Genomic DNA, 17,169 nt, shown 5'->3' with positions numbered 1-17,169 from the left:
GGTTTCAAAATGATTAAAAAAATCTATTTTTAATTTCAATATTACTAAATTTAAGATCTAATATACCTTTACAAATGAGCAACGACTACAATAATCCTGCTTTTAAAAAGCTACTGCAAAGACTACAAGAAGAAAGCTGGCAGTTAGAATTACTAATTTCTGGTTTTGCAATATTTGGTTTATTTTCTGCTTATCCAAAGTTTCAAGTCCTGCTCACCGAAACACAGATTAACGATAATCCATATGCGTTTGCCATATTAATGATTGGCTATATCTCTTGTTTGATTTTATTATTTAATTTATTGCTCCATGTTGTTTTAAGAGGTTTATGGATAGGTGCTTTAGGGTTGCGTTATGTTTCTGGGGATATAGATTATGAATATTTAAAATACAGCCCAAAATTCACTAAACATCTTAAAAATAAAGTTGGCTCTTTTGACAAATACATTTCAAAACTAGAGACTTACTGTAGTATTATTTTTGCTATTTCATTTTTATTAATTTTCTATGTTTTAGCACTAGCTTTTACCATAATTTGTATTATGGCTATTATCCGCATCTTTCTTAATGGAGAGGTATTTGGTGGCACAATTGCAAAAATAATAGGCATTCCCTTGATTGTTTTTATAGCTTTTGGAATGATTTTAACTTTTATAGACTTTGCTACTCAAGGTTGGTTAAAGAAGAAACAGTGGTTAAGCAAAATATATTTCCCTTTTTATTGGGTGTTTAGTTTTGTAACACTTTCGTTTTTATATCGCCCAATTGTCTATAATTTTTTGGATAACAAGTTTGGAAAACGCATTATACTAGCATTACTACCCGCATATATATTAATACTTTTTAGCTCATCTTTTACAAATATGAATTCGAACTACTTTAATCGTAATTATAGTTCTAATTCAATAATTGGTAATTCTTCAAACTACGAAGATTTATCAATCGAAGATAAAGATTTTATAAAACGTGCATCATTACCTTCAAAAGTAATAACAGATAGATACCTTAAAATTTTTATGGTTTATAGAGACGTCATAGAAGACGATATTTTCTCATTCAACCAAGGATTAAAACCAGAAAAAGATAAACGCGGCTTAACCTCACAAATGAGTTTTACAAATGACAACTATTTATTTACTAGAGTGGATAGTTTAGAGCGTGAATACATGAAAACATTAAACGAAGTATATCGTGTAAAAATTGATACAACTCTGTATGAAAGTGAATTTATATTAGCAAAAAATAAGAAACGTCAAAAAGGTTTTGAAACTTATATCAATATTAAAAATCTACCAGAAGGTAAACATCTAATGAATATTACCCGAAAACAAATTACTAGGAATAAAGATACATCAGAAATATATGTTTCTAGAATTCCGTTCTGGTTTTACCCAAACTAAAATTGTAAACGTCTATTAAAATAAGATTTTAATAGAGGTACTTGTAATCCAATCATTATAGAAAAAGCAACTACAGAATAAATTAAGGTTTTAGAAACATTAAAGTCTATGTCCTGTAATGGCTTAAATTCAATTTTTGAAAAACTCAAAAACTCTGATAATCTTGAGCTAGTATCTGAGCCTTCATGGTTAAATAAGGCGTAAGCTACAATTAATGATAACGATATACCTAAAATAATCCAAACCCATTTAGAAATTAATGGTTCGTAAGTAATTGACTTAGACTTAATATCTAACTTCCCTAAGACCTCATTAGTAAAACTCATAGGTGGTTTTTCTAACGTATCATTTGACATCACCTTATCTACAAATGCTTCCAACTTTCTATCTTCCATAACTACTCATATTTTCGGTCTTTAAATGCTTTTCTAAAATTACGGCTAATTTTTTTCGAGCTCTAAAGAGTTTCACTTTTATTGTATTTGACGAAGCGTCAATTATTTTTGTCATTTCTTCTAAAGATAATTCTTCAAAATAATATAGTGTTAAAATATAGCTGTCCTCAGACGGCAACATATTAATACTTTGTTTAATCACCGCTGTTTTCTCTGCTTTGATCATTCCTTCTAAAGCGTTATCAATGGTTTCTAGCTTATTAAATGTAAAATCATCGATAGGCACGTTATTTAGGTATTTCTTATTCTTTTTTATATTGTCTAAACAGGTATTATAAGTAACCTTATATATCCATGTCGAGAACTTTGAATCGCCCTTAAACTTATCTAACGACCTGTAAACCTTTATAAATGCATCTTGCGCTACTTCCTCTGCTTCTTCTCTATGCTTTAACATACGTAAAGCTAAAGTAAAGACCAAGTCCTTGTATCGGTTAACCAATTGCCCATAGGCATGATGGTCTCCATCCAAGACACGTGTTATTAGTTGATTGTCGTTAGTGGCCATTTTATTCTAAGACGACTTATACTTGATTTAGGTTACAGAAATAAAAAAAATAAAATTTTTGTAACCTAAATCTCAAAGCTATCGTCATAAGCTATGAACGCATTAAAATTAATCAATTAAAAAACAAACATTATGACAACCAGTTTACTTATGAGCACATCAGACGACGCCGCAGAATTATTAATACCTATTAGTTTTTTCCTCGTCGTTTTTGGAATTATTTACTTGTATTTCTCTACACGTAACAAAGAACGCTTAGCACTTATAGAAAAAGGAGCAGACGCTAGTATTTTTAATATTGGTAAAAGAGGTTCTTCTTGGAAAGTTGTCGTCATCAACTTTGCATTTCTTTTAATGGGTATTGGCTTAGGCACATTCATCGCAGCAATTATTGATACTTATACTGAGCTGGAAGAAGGCGCTATGGCAGCCGTGATATTTTTTATGGCTGGTGTTGGACTTTACGTCGGTTACACACAAACCAAAAAAGACTTAGACAATTAACAATCAATCAACCTAATTAAAAGCCGTTATCATAATTATTGATAACGGCTTTTTTTATATCGCAAAAAATGTATCTTTAATTCATGCTGAAAAGACTTAGCCTTATTATTTGCCTTGTGTTTGTTTTAAAAGCCGAATCTCAAATTTCAATTATAGATTCAGAATCTAAACTAGAAGTATCTTATGCTTCTATTTCTTTCGGAAATGGTAATGGCATTGTTGCCGATGACGCAGGTACTTTTTTATTTACAAAAAAATTATATCCTGATATCGACTCGCTTTTTATTTCGGCTTTGGGATTTAAAGATTTAGCTATTGCTTCGACTGATATAAAACCTCAGTTATACTTACAACCACAAGCTGACCAGCTCGATGAAATCATAATTGGAGTTAGAGTAAATAGGAACAAAAAATATAAAACTGAGTCTATAAAGCCTTTTCTCGACGATGATTACTACAATTGTTGGCTACCTACAATTGAGTCGGAAATCGCTGTGTTTTTTTCTAACAATGATAGCAAACAAAAACGCATAGCAAAGGTAAAATTCCCGATTGCTTTAGAGTCTAAAGATTGGAAAAAACGTAAACGTTCTAATAAGGATAAAAAAAGATTCTCAACTTTGTTTAAAGTAAACATATATGAAAGTGTTAATGGTAAGCCTGGTAAAAATCTGAACACCGAAACTATTGTTTTTAGAACTACAGAAAAAGATGGCGATTATCATGAATTAGACATCACCGAACAAGACATATTAATGCCAGAAAATGGTATTTTTATTTCGATACAAGTCTTAGGCTATACAGATAAAAATGGCAAACTATTGCCAAACAAAAAATATAAAGAAATAAAGGGTCGAGATGGTATTGTCAAAATACCTACTAATTTTAGACCACTTTTACCTTTTACAGACGAAATCGAAGGTCACAAAACTTTTGTGAAACGCGTGTTTATTAATGGTAATAACTGGCAAGTTTTCAAACAAGGAAATGGCTTAAAGTCTTCGTTATTTAAAAAAGGACTTAACAATTACGGTATTGGTATAGACCTACATGTTTATAAAGATTAATCCACAATCTCAAAATCAAAAAAAGTGCTTGGAAATGGTTCTCCTCGTAGCGTAAAGTGCCACCATTCTTTGGGATAATTTCTAAAGCCATACTTAATCATTACTGACTGTAAAAGCTGACGATTTTTCTTTTGTTCTTCAGTAATATTGGGATAATCAACCCAAGATTGTTCACCAAAAAAATCAAAAGGGCTTCCCATATCTAAAGGAATTCCAGTTTCTCCATTAGTGATTGTTAAGTCAACGGTACTACCGCGACTGTGTCCTGATTTACTAGCTATATAACCTTCTCTAAATAGATCTCGCTTGTTTACATGAGGATAAAATTCAGCCTTTTTTAAAGTATCATTAATCTGTCGTGCCCAACGCACAAAATGATTGACTGCACGCTGCGGTCTATAACCGTCATAAACTTTAAGACATAAGTTTTGCGTTTGCAACTCATCTTGAACCAATTTTAGGCGCTTTGCAGATGCCTTAGTGAGATAAAGCGTATTGGATTTATAACCATCTATAGTATCGCCAACAAAATTATGAGTTGAATAATATTTAAGCTCAACATTTAAATCCGAAATTACATCAGAAACCTTTACAAAACTATCAGGAATCGCATTTTTTTGCTGCATTGCCAAAAAGACTAATCCAACAAAAAGGATAAATACTCTATTTTTGTAAAACTTCATATTGGCTAATTTAGATAAAAATATTTATGGATTTATTTTCTGAAGAAAAACAAGAATTTCATTTACCAGATGCAGATCTTATTTATGTACCAAATTGTTTTTCAAAGACTGAAGCTGACACACATTTTAAGTCGCTCCGTCATAATACAAATTGGCAAGAAGACGACATTACTATATTTGGAAAAACCTATAAACAGCCAAGATTAACAGCGCTTTATAGTGAGAATAACAAACCATACTCTTACTCTAGTATTACTATGTATCCAGAACCTTATACTTCTGAAATTACAAATATTAAACATAAAGTAGAAGAGTTAGCAAAGTCTCATTTTAATACTGTTTTATTAAATCTATACCGCCACGGAAATGACAGTAACGGTTGGCATGCAGATAACGAGAAAGAATTGGGTAAACATCCTGTAATTGCTTCTGTTACTTTTGGCGAAGAACGTCCATTCCATTTTAAACACCGAAGAATAAAAAATGAAAGACATAAGCTTACACTTAAACACGGTAGTTTATTAATTATGAAAGGTGCTATGCAAGAACATTGGTTACATCAAATAGCAAAAACAAAAAAAGAAATAGGAGAGCGAATTAATCTAACATTCAGGACTATAAATTAATAATTATAAAAGTCTATAAAAATGAAAAACCGAGATCCCTCAATCTCGGTTTTCCTAATTTGCTTTGATTTTATGCTAGTAGATTCAGGGTCTCTAAAGCCAACAACATAATGCAAATATTTAATTAATTAATCCATTGAACTAAAACTAATTTAGTACACCACAAATATAATAGCGTATTTTAATTACAACGATTAAAAACCCTATTTATCGATGAAATACACTTAATTTTAACATTTATCTGTAAAAAACACTATTTTATCGATGAAATACACATTTTACAAACAGCAATTCTCACTCATATACAATTTTACGAACATTAAACGTTTATAAATATGTAACTATCTTTGTTTTATTAAAGTATATTCAAAAACATGAAATTCATATTATACGTATTAGCTTTTCTACTTGTAAGCTTTACTTCTGCTCAGGAAAAAACATACACTGAAACTGAGATTGAAATTTCGGAATTAATCGATGGCAGCTTAATTATTCCAAAAAGTTATAGTAAAAATGATTTGGTTATAATCATTGCTGGCTCTGGTCCAACCAACCGTAATGGCAATCAAAACTTTTTAAAAAGTAATAATCTTAAAAAATTAGCTGAAGGATTAGCAAAAAATGATATTGCATCTTTTAGATATGATAAACGCATCGTCAAGCAAATCAAAACTGGCAAGGTCGATGTTAAGTCTATGCGTTTTGAAGATTTTGTGTATGATGCAAAAGATGTCGTCAAATATTTTAAGGATAAAAATGAATATTCAAACATATACATAGCTGGTCATAGCCAAGGTAGTTTGGTCGGACTACTTGCAATTGATAGTAGCGTAAAGGGTTTTATATCCATTGCTGGTGCTGGTCAAAACATCGGAGATGTCATTGTGGAACAAATAAATAATACCGCAAGACAATTTGTTGATCAAACTAAGAAGGTTATATCTAATTTAAAAGCAGGCAAGACAACAACAGATTTTCCGCCTGAGCTTGCTTCAATGTTTAATTTAGACACACAACCATTTATGATTTCCTGGATGGCTTACAATCCAAGTACTTTAATAAACGAATTAAAAACACCGACCCTAATCCTTAATGGCACAAAAGACTTACAGGTTTCTGTAGAAGAAGCCAAACTTTTAGCAAATGCAAATCCAGATGCTGAATTAAAGATTATAGATAACATGAATCATGTTTTATTTACAATAGAAGGTGATAGATTAGAAAATTCTAAATCATATGGTGAATCATTTAGAAAAATCAATCCAGAATTGATTAATTCCATAGTCGGATTTATTAAAAAACAAGAGTAATTCTTTTCAAAAAATATCTTCAATTAAAAAAGCCGTTTCAAATGAAACGGCTTTTTTACTAACTAACCAACCAATCGTAATGAAAGCGTTTGTAGTATGTCGGTAACCAGCCGACTCTCGCATTTATCATTACACTTCTATAATTGCAAATGGCGTGCCAAACTTTATTTTACTTGAAAAAGTTTTTTTAATTGTAACAAAAGAATGTATTTGTATACTAACAGAATATATTATATCTTTATGATATCATTTTAATATCAAAATAAATGATTAACCAATTAAATCTAAAATTATGAAAGAAGAGAAAATCATCGTCCCAGCAAATGGTTACCTAATGTTATTTGTATTCCTAATATTATTTTTTGGGAGTATTGCACTTATCCCAATCTACGAAACTCCATGGCCTGCATTTGGTATCGTAGCAGCTTTAGTCATTGCTTTTGGTTTTTTAATGGTACAACCTAACGGATCTAGAGTTCTTCTTTTATTCGGAAAGTATGTTGGCACTGTAAAAAAGAATGGTTACTACTGGGTGAATCCTTTTTATACAAAAAAGAAAATATCATTACGTGCTAGTAACTTTGATAGTGAGCGTTTAAAGGTAAATGACAAACTAGGTAATCCAGTAATGATAAGTACCATTTTAGTTTGGCGTGTAGAAAATACATATAAAGCAGCTTTTGATGTCGATAACTACGAAAACTTTGTTAGAGTGCAAACAGATGCTGCCGTACGTAAGTTAGCGAGTATGTACCCTTATGACAATTTCGCTGATGAAGGTCATGACGAAGACATCACACTTCGTTCTAGTGTTAACGAAGTGAGTACTGCTCTAGAAAAAGAAATAGATGAGCGCTTGTCTATTGCAGGTATCGAAGTACTCGAAGCTCGTATTGGATACTTAGCTTATGCTCAAGAAATTGCAAATGCTATGCTTAAGCGTCAACAAGCTACAGCTATTGTAGCTGCAAGACACAAAATTGTAGAAGGTGCAGTAAGTATGGTCGAAATGGCTATTGAAGAACTAAACAAAAAAGATGTTGTCAATCTAGATGAAGAGCGCAAAGCTGCTATGGTAAGTAACCTAATGGTAGTGTTATGCGGCGACAAAGACGCGTCTCCAGTAGTAAATACAGGAACTTTAAGTCACTAAAAGATGAATAAAAATCAAATATATAGCATTGCTATTGGTAGTGCAATGGGCACGAGTGTTGGCACTACCATTGGTGCTGTGACAAGTAATGTCACAATGGGTACAGTTTACGGTTCTTTAATCGGAATAATTATAGGAGTAGTAATTGCCTTCGTTGTATTTAAAGGATTTGAAGATGGAAACGAATAAGTCTAGTGAACGCTTTGTATTAACTGACCGTTATTTAGAAATATCGAATAACCAAATAAATATTATTGACAAAAAAGGGAAGCGAATTAAAAATGAATTATTCAGTAAAAACAATGGCTGGTTAATTGTTATCGGTGTTGTTTTGACTGGGAATTTAACAAGGAAAATTATCAAGGGCTTTTCCGAAACTATATCTGACTATATTTCGATTGGATTACAAAGTATAGGCTTAATTTTTATTATTTGCTTAATACTGTATTTAATATTTAGACATAAATGGAAAAACAATATTGAAATCATTGATATTTCAAAAATTGAAATTGATAGTGAAGATGAATTTGAACATGAGGTCTCATTAATTACAAATTCAAAAAGAGAAAAGATAATTAGCTTTAGAAAGTTAGAAAATCAGCTTGAGCCTTTTATTGAAGCTCTTAAAAAAAGAAATTCAAGAATCGTTATAAAAAAAATATAAAATGAAAGAATATAAAGTAATAGTACCAAAACTTGGTATGAGAAATCGAATACAGAAGTATGAAGATTTATTAAATCAATATGCTAGAGAAGGCTGGATAGTTAAGCAAGTCGTTGGAACTTTAATAATTCTAGAACGCGATAAAAATAGATAAGATGAGAATTTTTAAAGAAGAACAACGCTTTACACAGACATGGCTTATACTAATAATTATTATAAGTCTTATTGTTCCAATAACCGTTACTGTAAAAGAAGCTGATAATTTATCTACATCAGAATTTGTTCTTACGATTGGTGGAATTATTTTGGCTTCTGGATTAATTTTCTTGTTTAAACTTACAACCAGAATAGACGAAAAAGGCATCCATTATAAGTTCTTCCCGTTTCATCTTAAATTCAAAATAATTGAATGGAATAAAATCGAAAACGCTCATGTAAGAACCTATGACCCAATCGGAGAATATGGTGGTTGGGGATTAAAAGGTGGTGCTTTATGGAACAAATCAAAAGGTAGAGCTATTAATGTTTCTGGCGATATTGGCATTCAACTCGAATTAAAAAACGGAAAAAAGCTGCTAATCGGTACAAGAAAAAAAGAACAAGCGCAAGATGTGCTTTTAACTTATAACCCAAAACATCATGGCTAAGAAAAAAGCATTTGCATTACGGATTAATGAAGATATGCTCAAAGCTATTGAAAAATGGGCTGCGGACGAATTTCGCAGCACTAATGGTCAATTAGAGTGGATGTTAATGCAAACCCTAAAAGAGCACAAACGCCAACCCAAACAAAAAGATAAAGAGTGACTGTAACAGTCACTTTTTTTGTACTTCTATTTTTGTATTTTGCAATACATAATCATCTACTATGAACAGAAATTTTAAAACTATCCTACCATTTTTTATAATGTTTTTTGTTTCAAATTTTTCTATTGCACAAGAATTGATAATAGAAAGCGTATATAAAAACAGTTCGAAAAAATTTGAAATACCTGTAAGGATTAACGACATAAAATCTAATGAGTTTCAGATTGAATTAAGAACTTTAGATTCCATTGCTAAGTTTAAGGATATCAATCTAAATAAATACGTAAATAATTTTAAAGTAGAAGTTAATAATTATAGTGCTACAATAAAATTTAAATCTAAAAAAGAAGTTGTATTTGATTCTGACATAATTTTTAATATTGAAATCAAATCTGATGAAAGTTTTGTTGACAAAAGAATTATTCAGATTGAAAAAGCAGATTTTTTGAAAGAAGATAAAAAAGTATTTATCAATTCTATTAGCAAAAAATCGACAGCAATAGTTAAAGCGCCTCTATTTACAAAAGATTCAATAGTTTTTGGCCTTTTAATGCTAGCTCTAGGTATAGTATTCTTTTCTGAATCCTTCAAAACTGGTTTCTGGTCAAAGTTTTACAAAATTGTACCTGGACTATTTGTTGCATATATGCTACCTGCCCTGTTGACAACATTGGGGCTAATCTCACCAGAATGGGAAACAATAGAAAAAGACAATTCAATTGTGAAACATGGCACTAATCTCTACTATGTATCAAGTCGTTATTTATTACCAGCAGCTTTGGTATTAATGACACTAAGTATTGACTTAAAAGGAGTATTTAATCTAGGCTGGAAAGCCTTAGTTATGTTTTTTGCAGGAACAATTGGGATTTTAATTGGAGGTCCAATCGCATTACTTTTAATCGCGCTGTTTAATCCAGATTTAATAGGTGTTACAGGCCCAGATGCTGTGTGGCGTGGCTTATCTACTTTGGCTGGAAGTTGGATAGGTGGTGGTGCCAACCAAACCGCAATGCTCGAAATTTATGGGTATAATCAAAAACTATATGGAGGAATGGTATTTGTAGATATTGTAGTGGCAAATATTTGGATGGCATTAATTTTAATCGGTATAGGAAAAAGAAATCGCTTCAATAAATGGTTAAAAGCTGACACCTCAGCAATTGAAGATTTGAAAGAAAAAGTTTCTCAATTTTCTGAAAGTGTAAAAAGGAATCCTTCTCTTACAGATATTATGATTATTGCTGCGCTCGCGTTTGGTGCTGTCAGTATTGCACATTTGTGCGCAGGATATTTAGGTCCTTATTTTGAAATCCTAGTTGATGGTATTAAGAGCTCAACCACAAAAAATATATTTACATTCTTAAGCTCAGAATTCTTTTGGATGATTAGTATCGCGACCTTACTAGCTATAGGCTTATCATATACCAAAGCCAAAAATTACGAAGGTGCTGGCGCTAGTAAATTCGGGAGTGTCTTTATTTATATACTAGTTGCAACTATAGGTATGAAAATGGATTTATCCTTAATTTTTGATAACGGTTGGCTTATTCTTATTGGTATAATATGGATGACCATTCACGCGTTATTACTTATTGTGGTCGCAAAAATCATAAAAGCACCTTACTTTTTCTTGGCGGTTGGTAGTCAAGCCAATGTTGGTGGTGCTGCCTCTGCTCCTATTGTTGCATCTGCTTTTCATCCTTCATTGGCGACAGTAGGTGTTTTATTAGCAGTGTTTGGTTATGCCGTCGGAACTATAGCAGCGATTGGCTGTACAATTTTAATGCAAATTGCTGCTGGCGGTTAGTTGTTTTTTTAAACTAAAATGAGATATTTGCCTTGCTAAAAATTTTGACCAATGACTAAGATTAAAAATCTACTATATACAGCTATTATAGCTTCTCTATTATTTTCTTGTAACAACGATAGTGACACTAACTTCACCCTAAAAGGTTATGTGAAAAATCTTAAAAAAGGAGTCGTATATCTACAAAAAGACGGCAAGTCTACAATTATTGACTTAGACTCTGTAGTTGTAAAAGGCGAACCAAATTTTGAACTTAAAGCCAATATCAAAGAACCAGTATTATTGTATTTAAAGCTTCAAAAAAATGATGGGCAAGAGCATTACATTCCGTTTTTTGCAGACAAAGGCGTTACTGAAATCAATACCACATTAAAAGGATTTACTGGCGAAGCAAAAATCAAAGGCTCTAAACAACAAGATGTATTAGAAGACTACCAAGAGTTAATGACAGATTTTAAAAACAAAAATCTAGACCTTATCGAAGCTAACTTCGAAGCTATTAAGAAAAACGATACTGCCACAACTAATTCGCTATACAAACAATCTGAACGCTTATTGAGACTTAAATATGCCTCGACGATTAACTTTGCATTAAATCATAAGGATAGCGAAGTCGCACCATACTTGGCGCTTTACGAAATACCAAATACTAGTGCAAAGTATGTAGACAGCATCTACAATAATCTTACCGAAGATATCAGAGCATCCTACTACGGTAAAAAGTTAGGAAAAGTATTATCTGACTTTAAAAAAGCTCAGGATAGTATTAAATAAGGTTTCTTCTACATAATACTGGCTTGACTTTTCATTTTTAAAAGTCTAACTTCGTTTAACGCTTGATAAAAAACTGTTACTGAGCAAAGTCGAAGTATTGAAACGATTTTTTATCAGTGGACGTTAAACGAAACCTCTAAAATTCAATAAAAAAAACTCCAATCAATTACGATTGGAGTTTTTATTTTAGAGCCGATGGAGGGACTCGAACCCACGACCTGCTGATTACAAATCAGCTGCTCTAGCCAGCTGAGCTACATCGGCAAAACAGAGCGCAAATTTAAATTAGATATTCAAATTTGCAAACCTATTGTTATTTTAATTTATTGATTTTTTCAATCAACTCACGCCCTTTAGTTTCAAGCTCAGTATTGATAGCTTTAAAATGTGTTTTTTTATCTTCTGCACTTCTATCATTTACCTTAGCTATTAATGAGTCAAAAGTTACGATAGCCTCATCTATAATTGCATCGCTCTCTTTGGTTGGCTTTTCTGCATTTGCAAGTTCCCAAACGTAAACTGCTTCAATAATATCTCCTAATACGTAGTTGATGTCTTTCTTTAAATCTCTTTTATTTGCCATAATATTTTATTTATGCGACAAAAGTAATAAATCCCTGTAATTTTTAATCGATTTTTTACGAATAAGATGTTGCTAAACGTAGACTTCTAATAGTTCGGCATTGTCACTTTGTATGCTGTAGTTTTTGATTACCGCTGGTAAAAGAAGTGTTTCTCCTTTTTTAATTATTTCTATACCAAAATCAGTCGTAATCTTCGCAGAACCTTCGGTGCAAATGTATATCACAAAAGAATCTAAGGTGTTTTGTTTTTTGACTTCAGTATTAAGGTGAATATAATTAGTCGTAAAATATTGGCAACTGACCATTTTGTTTGACTGATTTTTAGAGGTACTGTATTGTACTCTAAAATTGTCTTGCATATCAAAATCTATTGCATCGATTGCCAAGTCGTTGTGTAACTCTCGTTCATTACCATGGTCATCTACTCTATCCCAATCGTAAACACGATATGTGATATCACTAGTCTGCTGGATTTCGGCTAGCATAACGCCAGCACCAATAGCGTGAACACGACCAACCTCAATAAAATAAGTGTCTCCTTTTTTTACTTTATCAAAATTTAAAATCTCAGTAAGTGTTTTGTTTTCTAAATGCTGAAGGTATTTCTTAGGTGTTACCTTTTGATTAAAACCAACAATTAGATTTGAATTATTATCTGCTTGCATAACATGCCACATTTCGGTCTTACCAAAAGAGTTATGGCGTTCTGCAGCTAATCTATCGTTTGGGTGTAATTGTATGCTTAAGTCTTGTTTTGCATCAATAAACTTGATAAGTAATGGAAATTTGTTACCAAACTGAGCATAATTTTTATGTCCGACTAAATCAGATTTAAATTCTTCAAGAAGTTGTTTTAGGGATTTTCCTTTTAACTCTCCGTTAAATACTACAGAAGTGTCGCCTTCTACAGCGCTAATCTCCCAACTCTCTCCTAACTGATTTGAGTCAGACGGTTTGTTAAGGTATTTTGAAATTTTTTGGCCTCCCCAAATTTTATCTTTTAGGATAGGACTAAACTTTAAAGGATGTAGATTTTGTTGCATTCTTATTCACCTGAATATTTCACAAAGTTACGAGGAGTTTCGTAAAGTGTGATTTCTAAATCAAATTTAGAGTCTAATTTGGCTTTTAGTTTATTATAAATAACGACAACAATATTTTCGGCTGTAGGATTTAAATCCTGAAACTCTGGCACTTCAAGATTTAGATTTTTATGATCAAATGCATCTTCTACCTCAGACTTAATTAGGTCTTTTAAAATCTTTACATCAATAACATAACCTGTTTCTGGGTCAATATCTCCAGTGACAGCTGCTATTAATTCATAGTTGTGTCCATGAAAGTTTGGGTTATTACACTTTCCGAATATTTGGTCATTCTTTTCGAAACTCCAATCTTTTCGATATAATCTATGTGCTGCATTAAAATGTGCACGTCTACATACGGTTACTTTCATTAGGCTATGTTTATGTGTTCGTAGAACTTTTCGAATATGATTTTGAACCAAGCTGTGTACAATTGAGGGTTGTCAGCAATATCTTGCTTAACGCCTTCTAAAGGCATCCATTTCCAATCTGCGACTTCTTCTGGATTTATTATTGGGGCGTCTTCGTAATTACCAACCATGATATGGTCTAGCTCGTGCTCGGTTAATCCGTTATCAAATGGCGCTTTGTAGATAAAAGATGTCGTCTCTTTTAAAGGTGTTACAAAACCCATTTCTTCTTGTAATCGCCTTGTTCCTGCTTGTAGATTACTTTCACCATTTCTTTGATGACTACAACAAGTATTAGTCCACAATCCTGGCGAGTGATACTTGTGTAAAGCACGTTGCTGCAACATTAATTCGTTTTTATCATTAAATACAAAAACTGAAAATGCACGATGCAAGACCGCCTTTTCATGCGCTTCTAATTTTGGCATTAAGCCTATTTGCTCGTCTTTCTCGTTAACTAAGATGACTTTTTCTTCAATCATAAAAGCAAAATTACAATCAAATGTTAATAAAATCTATAATGATATCATAAAAAAAGTCGTTTTTTAACAAAACGACTTTTTAAGTTTTTGAAATTTCTTAAAAATTATTCATTACAAGTTTTTCCATTAATACTTGTAATAATAAATTCACTACGTCTATTCTTTTGGTGCTCTAACTCAGAACAACTAGATTCATTAGTAGGTTCACAACCACAGTCATTTACCAGTTGTGATTCTCCATAACCTTTTGCTGTTAATCGATTTGGTGCTACCCCTTTATCTATTAAGTACATTCTTGTTGCTTTTGCTCTATTGTCTGACAACCTTTCATTGTATGCATAAGAGGCTCTACAATCTGTATGACTACGAATATCTATAGACATTGTTGGATATTGGTTAAGTATAGCTAAGACTTTTTGAAGCTGAATCTCTGCCACATACTTAATATCGTATTTATCCAGGTCAAAAAATATCTTTGGTATTTTCAAAGCAACCGCTAAATCGTCACAAGGTTCTAGTACTATTTCTTCTTTCTGTAAATTTAAATCTGATATAAATATTTTGTTTAACAGTACTTCACAAGGTTAATAAACTATAAAATAATTGTATCCGTTTGTCTTAAAACGATATTTTTGCATTATTATAAAATTATCTATGAGCTTTATTTCAGAACTTAACAGAAGACGCACTTTTGGTATTATATCACACCCAGATGCAGGTAAAACAACACTTACCGAAAAACTCTTACTTTTTGGTGGTGCTATACAAGAAGCTGGCGCCGTAAAAAGTAATAAAATAAAAAAAGGTGCTACAAGTGATTTTATGGAAATTGAGCGTCAACGTGGTATATCGGTTGCGACCTCTGTTTTAGCCTTTGAATATAATGGCATTAAGATAAATATATTAGACACACCTGGTCACAAAGATTTTGCTGAAGATACCTTTAGAACACTCACTGCTGTAGATAGTGTTATTGTTGTTATTGATGTTGCAAAAGGTGTTGAGGAACAGACTAAAAAATTGGTAGAGGTTTGTCGTATGCGAAACATACCTATGATTGTTTTTATAAACAAATTAGATCGCGAAGGTAAAGATGCTTTTGATTTATTAGATGAAGTCGAACAAAAGTTAGGTCTTAAGGTATGTCCAATGAGTTTTCCTATTGGTATGGGTTATGACTTTAAGGGGATTTATAATTTGTGGGAAAAGAACGTTAATATTTTTACAGGAGACCCAAAAAAAGACATCGAAGATACGGTTGAAATTACTGATTTATCATCGCCAGAATTAGAGCGTTTGGTAGGAGACTCTCATGCTAACGATTTGCGTGATAATATCGAACTTGTTGATGGTATTTATCCAGAATTTAATAAAGAAAGTTACTTAAACGGAAATCAACAACCTGTATTTTTTGGTTCGGCATTAAATAATTTTGGGGTAAGAGAATTACTAGATTGTTTTGTAGACATTGCACCTAAGCCAAGACCAAAACAAAGTGAAGAACGCTTGGTTGCACCAGACGAAGATAAATTTACAGGATTTGTATTTAAAATACATGCCAATATGGACCCAAATCACCGCAATAGATTGGCATTTGTAAAGGTCGTATCAGGAGAATTTAAGCGTAACACACCTTACCTACATGTACGCCATAATAAGAAGCTAAAATTCTCTAGTCCAAACGCATTTTTTGCTGAGAAAAAAGAGATTGTAGATATCTCTTATCCAGGTGATATTGTCGGTTTACAAGATACTGGGAATTTTAAAATCGGAGACACTTTAACAGAAGGTGAAATTATTAATTACAAAGGTGTACCAAGTTTTTCGCCCGAGCATTTTAGATATATTAATAATGCTGACCCGATGAAATCTAAGCAACTTTACAAGGGTATTGATCAACTTATGGATGAAGGTGTTGCACAGTTATTTTCTTTAGAACTCAATGGACGAAAAGTTATAGGAACTGTTGGCGCCTTACAATATGAAGTTATACAGTATAGACTAGAGCATGAATATGGTGCAAAATGTACCTATGAAAACTTGAATGTCCATAAAGCTTGTTGGGTACAACCTGAAAATGAAAAAAGTGAAGAGTTTAAAGATTTCAAACGTGTCAAGCAACGTTTTTTAGCAAAAGATAAAAGTGACCAATTAGTATTTTTAGCTGATTCTATGTTCACATTACAAATGACTGAACAAAAATATCCTAGTATTAAATTTCATTATACTTCTGAGTATAAATAAAGATAAAAAGTAGCTAAAACTCTTTTTAAGCGATTTAAGAGCGTTTAATACTTTTTCAATAACATGTAATTCTACTTTTTTATTAAAGCCTTGATTAAACTTAAAATAATCAATTTTTTATAGATAATATTTATAATAAATTTTAATTCAATTCAATATATAAATAATTAACAAATCCTTCAAAATTGAAGGATTTGTTAGATAAAATTATTTTTATATAAAAATTACGCTTGTCCCGTTGGACCAAAATTAATTGGCATTTGTGGTTGCTCATAATCTTTAATTGGACCATGTGCTTTTTCAAAACGCTTAACATTTTCACTTAAGGCTTTTACTAAACGCTTGGCATGTTGAGGTGTTAATATTATACGAGATTTGACTTTATTTTTTGGTACACCTGGCATAATATTTACAAAATCTACTACGAACTCAGAAACTGAGTGATTTATTATTGCCAAATTAGAGTAAGTACCTTCAGCAACTGATGCGTCTAACTCTATATTTATTTGTCCTTGTTTTGGTTGTTTTTTATCGTCTGCCATTTTCTATATTATTTTAGTTATTATCAAAAATTTAAAAAGCCTTCAAACTTAATAGAATGAA

At 31.8% G+C, this 17,169-nt stretch carries 23 protein-coding genes and 1 tRNA gene; 14 read left to right on the top strand and 10 right to left on the bottom strand.

Translation table 11 applies throughout. The features are described 5' to 3' along the window. The first annotated feature begins 74 nt into the window (after nucleotides 1-74). Nucleotides 75-1,400 carry a hypothetical protein gene (locus tag BTO05_RS12710; RefSeq protein WP_087493029.1) on the top strand — a complete coding sequence of 442 codons (1,326 nt, stop codon included), beginning with the start codon at nucleotides 75-77 and terminating at the stop codon, nucleotides 1,398-1,400. Here the strand turns inward: BTO05_RS12710 and BTO05_RS12705 are convergent. Both BTO05_RS12705 and BTO05_RS12700 read right to left on the bottom strand, forming a co-directional pair. Beyond that, the gene (locus BTO05_RS12705) at nucleotides 1,397-1,795 is read right to left on the bottom strand and encodes a hypothetical protein (protein ID WP_087493028.1); all 399 of its coding nucleotides are present in this window, start codon (nucleotides 1,793-1,795) and stop codon (nucleotides 1,397-1,399) included. The two genes, BTO05_RS12710 and BTO05_RS12705, sit on opposite strands and share 4 nt — an antisense overlap. Next, the gene (locus BTO05_RS12700; protein ID WP_087493027.1) at nucleotides 1,785-2,363 is read right to left on the bottom strand and encodes an RNA polymerase sigma factor; all 579 of its coding nucleotides are present in this window, start codon (nucleotides 2,361-2,363) and stop codon (nucleotides 1,785-1,787) included. Before BTO05_RS12700 ends, BTO05_RS12705 begins: the two co-directional genes overlap by 11 nt. Before the next feature lie 150 nt (nucleotides 2,364-2,513). On the opposite strand from BTO05_RS12700, the gene BTO05_RS12695 reads away from it, so the two are divergent. Together BTO05_RS12695 and BTO05_RS12690 are read left to right on the top strand one after the other, a co-directional pair. Further along, nucleotides 2,514-2,867, top strand: coding sequence for a DUF6249 domain-containing protein (locus BTO05_RS12695; RefSeq protein ID WP_087493026.1), 354 nt, complete (start codon nucleotides 2,514-2,516; stop codon nucleotides 2,865-2,867). Nucleotides 2,868-2,950: 83 nt separating this feature from the next. Next, nucleotides 2,951-3,934 (top strand): hypothetical protein, encoded by a 984-nt coding sequence (locus BTO05_RS12690; RefSeq protein ID WP_087493025.1) that lies wholly within the window; start codon nucleotides 2,951-2,953, stop codon nucleotides 3,932-3,934. On the opposite strand, the gene BTO05_RS12685 is transcribed toward BTO05_RS12690, so the two are convergent. Next, a complete protein-coding gene (locus BTO05_RS12685) occupies nucleotides 3,931-4,617 on the bottom strand; it encodes a M15 family metallopeptidase (protein WP_087493024.1) in 687 nt (228 codons plus the stop codon). The genes BTO05_RS12690 and BTO05_RS12685 overlap by 4 nt on opposite strands. Before the next feature lie 26 nt (nucleotides 4,618-4,643). Here BTO05_RS12685 and BTO05_RS12680 point away from each other — a divergent pair, with 26 nt between their 5' ends. The 10 genes from BTO05_RS12680 (at nucleotide 4,644) to BTO05_RS12640 (ending at nucleotide 11,761) form a co-directional block, all read left to right on the top strand. Beyond that, nucleotides 4,644-5,243 (top strand): alpha-ketoglutarate-dependent dioxygenase AlkB family protein, encoded by a 600-nt coding sequence (locus BTO05_RS12680; protein ID WP_087493023.1) that lies wholly within the window; start codon nucleotides 4,644-4,646, stop codon nucleotides 5,241-5,243. Between the two features lie 374 nt (nucleotides 5,244-5,617). Then, nucleotides 5,618-6,553 carry an alpha/beta hydrolase family protein gene (locus tag BTO05_RS12675; protein ID WP_087493022.1) on the top strand — a complete coding sequence of 312 codons (936 nt, stop codon included), beginning with the start codon at nucleotides 5,618-5,620 and terminating at the stop codon, nucleotides 6,551-6,553. 292 nt (nucleotides 6,554-6,845) lie between these two features. Beyond that, nucleotides 6,846-7,706 carry an SPFH domain-containing protein gene (locus tag BTO05_RS12670; RefSeq protein WP_087493021.1) on the top strand — a complete coding sequence of 287 codons (861 nt, stop codon included), beginning with the start codon at nucleotides 6,846-6,848 and terminating at the stop codon, nucleotides 7,704-7,706. Nucleotides 7,707-7,709: 3 nt separating this feature from the next. Beyond that, a complete protein-coding gene (locus BTO05_RS12665) occupies nucleotides 7,710-7,895 on the top strand; it encodes a hypothetical protein (RefSeq protein ID WP_087493020.1) in 186 nt (61 codons plus the stop codon). Beyond that, on the top strand, nucleotides 7,882-8,370 hold the full coding sequence (locus BTO05_RS12660; protein ID WP_087493019.1) for a hypothetical protein: 489 nt from the start codon (nucleotides 7,882-7,884) through the stop codon (nucleotides 8,368-8,370). Before BTO05_RS12665 ends, BTO05_RS12660 begins: the two co-directional genes overlap by 14 nt. 1 nt (nucleotide 8,371) lies before the next feature. Further along, nucleotides 8,372-8,524 carry a DUF4177 domain-containing protein gene (locus BTO05_RS14040; RefSeq protein ID WP_157662588.1) on the top strand — a complete coding sequence of 51 codons (153 nt, stop codon included), beginning with the start codon at nucleotides 8,372-8,374 and terminating at the stop codon, nucleotides 8,522-8,524. A gap of 1 nt (nucleotide 8,525) precedes the next feature. Continuing rightward, entirely contained in the window at nucleotides 8,526-9,017 is a 492-nt protein-coding gene (locus tag BTO05_RS14160; protein ID WP_198295232.1) for a hypothetical protein, read from the top strand. Next, nucleotides 9,010-9,177 (top strand): Arc family DNA binding domain-containing protein, encoded by a 168-nt coding sequence (locus BTO05_RS12650; protein ID WP_087493018.1) that lies wholly within the window; start codon nucleotides 9,010-9,012, stop codon nucleotides 9,175-9,177. The genes BTO05_RS14160 and BTO05_RS12650 overlap by 8 nt, the downstream gene beginning before the upstream one ends. A gap of 550 nt (nucleotides 9,178-9,727) precedes the next feature. Continuing rightward, complete coding sequence (locus tag BTO05_RS12645; protein WP_087493361.1) at nucleotides 9,728-10,987, top strand: DUF819 domain-containing protein; 1,260 nt, start codon at nucleotides 9,728-9,730, stop codon at nucleotides 10,985-10,987. A 51-nt stretch (nucleotides 10,988-11,038) separates the two neighbouring features. After that, on the top strand, nucleotides 11,039-11,761 hold the full coding sequence (locus BTO05_RS12640; protein ID WP_087493017.1) for a DUF4369 domain-containing protein: 723 nt from the start codon (nucleotides 11,039-11,041) through the stop codon (nucleotides 11,759-11,761). A 190-nt stretch (nucleotides 11,762-11,951) separates the two neighbouring features. Here BTO05_RS12640 and BTO05_RS12635 read toward each other — a convergent pair. The 6 genes from BTO05_RS12635 to BTO05_RS12610 all read right to left on the bottom strand — a co-directional run bounded on the left by BTO05_RS12635 (nucleotide 11,952) and on the right by BTO05_RS12610 (nucleotide 14,810). Beyond that, a tRNA-Thr gene (locus tag BTO05_RS12635) sits at nucleotides 11,952-12,025 on the bottom strand. A gap of 49 nt (nucleotides 12,026-12,074) precedes the next feature. After that, nucleotides 12,075-12,344 carry a hypothetical protein gene (locus tag BTO05_RS12630; protein ID WP_087493016.1) on the bottom strand — a complete coding sequence of 90 codons (270 nt, stop codon included), beginning with the start codon at nucleotides 12,342-12,344 and terminating at the stop codon, nucleotides 12,075-12,077. 72 nt (nucleotides 12,345-12,416) lie between these two features. Continuing rightward, nucleotides 12,417-13,388, bottom strand: a complete 972-nt coding sequence (locus BTO05_RS12625) for a type I phosphomannose isomerase catalytic subunit (RefSeq protein ID WP_087493015.1) — start codon at nucleotides 13,386-13,388, stop codon at nucleotides 12,417-12,419. A gap of 2 nt (nucleotides 13,389-13,390) precedes the next feature. Continuing rightward, complete coding sequence (locus BTO05_RS12620) at nucleotides 13,391-13,801, bottom strand: 6-pyruvoyl trahydropterin synthase family protein (protein ID WP_087493014.1); 411 nt, start codon at nucleotides 13,799-13,801, stop codon at nucleotides 13,391-13,393. Then, nucleotides 13,801-14,322, bottom strand: coding sequence for an isopentenyl-diphosphate Delta-isomerase (idi, locus tag BTO05_RS12615; protein WP_087493013.1), 522 nt, complete (start codon nucleotides 14,320-14,322; stop codon nucleotides 13,801-13,803). The genes BTO05_RS12620 and idi overlap by 1 nt, the downstream gene beginning before the upstream one ends. Before the next feature lie 104 nt (nucleotides 14,323-14,426). Then, entirely contained in the window at nucleotides 14,427-14,810 is a 384-nt protein-coding gene (locus tag BTO05_RS12610; RefSeq protein WP_232459739.1) for an OmpA family protein, read from the bottom strand. Between the two features lie 166 nt (nucleotides 14,811-14,976). On the opposite strand from BTO05_RS12610, the gene BTO05_RS12605 reads away from it, so the two are divergent. Beyond that, the gene (locus BTO05_RS12605; protein ID WP_087493011.1) at nucleotides 14,977-16,566 is read left to right on the top strand and encodes a peptide chain release factor 3; all 1,590 of its coding nucleotides are present in this window, start codon (nucleotides 14,977-14,979) and stop codon (nucleotides 16,564-16,566) included. A gap of 224 nt (nucleotides 16,567-16,790) precedes the next feature. On the opposite strand, the gene BTO05_RS12600 is transcribed toward BTO05_RS12605, so the two are convergent. Continuing rightward, nucleotides 16,791-17,108, bottom strand: a complete 318-nt coding sequence (locus BTO05_RS12600) for a DUF3467 domain-containing protein (protein WP_087493010.1) — start codon at nucleotides 17,106-17,108, stop codon at nucleotides 16,791-16,793. Nucleotides 17,109-17,169 lie beyond the last annotated feature (61 nt).

This window comes from Winogradskyella sp. PC-19 (assembly GCF_002163855.1).
Taxonomy (GTDB): domain Bacteria; phylum Bacteroidota; class Bacteroidia; order Flavobacteriales; family Flavobacteriaceae; genus Winogradskyella.
Note: the sequence above shows the minus strand (reverse complement) of the source record. Positions and strands in the feature narration are given on the sequence as shown.

Coding starts and splice junctions, on each gene's coding strand:
- BTO05_RS12660 (WP_087493019.1), top strand. CDS start 7,882: ATGGAAACGAATAAGTCTAGTGAACGCTTTGTATTAACTGACCGTTAT.
- BTO05_RS12640 (WP_087493017.1), top strand. CDS start 11,039: ATGACTAAGATTAAAAATCTACTATATACAGCTATTATAGCTTCTCTA.
- BTO05_RS12665 (WP_087493020.1), top strand. CDS start 7,710: ATGAATAAAAATCAAATATATAGCATTGCTATTGGTAGTGCAATGGGC.
- BTO05_RS14160 (WP_198295232.1), top strand. CDS start 8,526: ATGAGAATTTTTAAAGAAGAACAACGCTTTACACAGACATGGCTTATA.
- BTO05_RS12710 (WP_087493029.1), top strand. CDS start 75: ATGAGCAACGACTACAATAATCCTGCTTTTAAAAAGCTACTGCAAAGA.
- BTO05_RS12685 (WP_087493024.1), bottom strand. CDS start 4,617: ATGAAGTTTTACAAAAATAGAGTATTTATCCTTTTTGTTGGATTAGTC.
- BTO05_RS12650 (WP_087493018.1), top strand. CDS start 9,010: ATGGCTAAGAAAAAAGCATTTGCATTACGGATTAATGAAGATATGCTC.
- BTO05_RS12690 (WP_087493025.1), top strand. CDS start 2,951: ATGCTGAAAAGACTTAGCCTTATTATTTGCCTTGTGTTTGTTTTAAAA.
- BTO05_RS12630 (WP_087493016.1), bottom strand. CDS start 12,344: ATGGCAAATAAAAGAGATTTAAAGAAAGACATCAACTACGTATTAGGA.
- BTO05_RS12620 (WP_087493014.1), bottom strand. CDS start 13,801: ATGAAAGTAACCGTATGTAGACGTGCACATTTTAATGCAGCACATAGA.
- BTO05_RS12600 (WP_087493010.1), bottom strand. CDS start 17,108: ATGGCAGACGATAAAAAACAACCAAAACAAGGACAAATAAATATAGAG.
- BTO05_RS12705 (WP_087493028.1), bottom strand. CDS start 1,795: ATGGAAGATAGAAAGTTGGAAGCATTTGTAGATAAGGTGATGTCAAAT.
- BTO05_RS12700 (WP_087493027.1), bottom strand. CDS start 2,363: ATGGCCACTAACGACAATCAACTAATAACACGTGTCTTGGATGGAGAC.
- BTO05_RS12645 (WP_087493361.1), top strand. CDS start 9,728: ATGCTAGCTCTAGGTATAGTATTCTTTTCTGAATCCTTCAAAACTGGT.
- BTO05_RS12695 (WP_087493026.1), top strand. CDS start 2,514: ATGAGCACATCAGACGACGCCGCAGAATTATTAATACCTATTAGTTTT.
- BTO05_RS12670 (WP_087493021.1), top strand. CDS start 6,846: ATGAAAGAAGAGAAAATCATCGTCCCAGCAAATGGTTACCTAATGTTA.
- BTO05_RS12675 (WP_087493022.1), top strand. CDS start 5,618: ATGAAATTCATATTATACGTATTAGCTTTTCTACTTGTAAGCTTTACT.
- idi (WP_087493013.1), bottom strand. CDS start 14,322: ATGATTGAAGAAAAAGTCATCTTAGTTAACGAGAAAGACGAGCAAATA.
- BTO05_RS14040 (WP_157662588.1), top strand. CDS start 8,372: ATGAAAGAATATAAAGTAATAGTACCAAAACTTGGTATGAGAAATCGA.
- BTO05_RS12605 (WP_087493011.1), top strand. CDS start 14,977: ATGAGCTTTATTTCAGAACTTAACAGAAGACGCACTTTTGGTATTATA.
- BTO05_RS12680 (WP_087493023.1), top strand. CDS start 4,644: ATGGATTTATTTTCTGAAGAAAAACAAGAATTTCATTTACCAGATGCA.
- BTO05_RS12625 (WP_087493015.1), bottom strand. CDS start 13,388: ATGCAACAAAATCTACATCCTTTAAAGTTTAGTCCTATCCTAAAAGAT.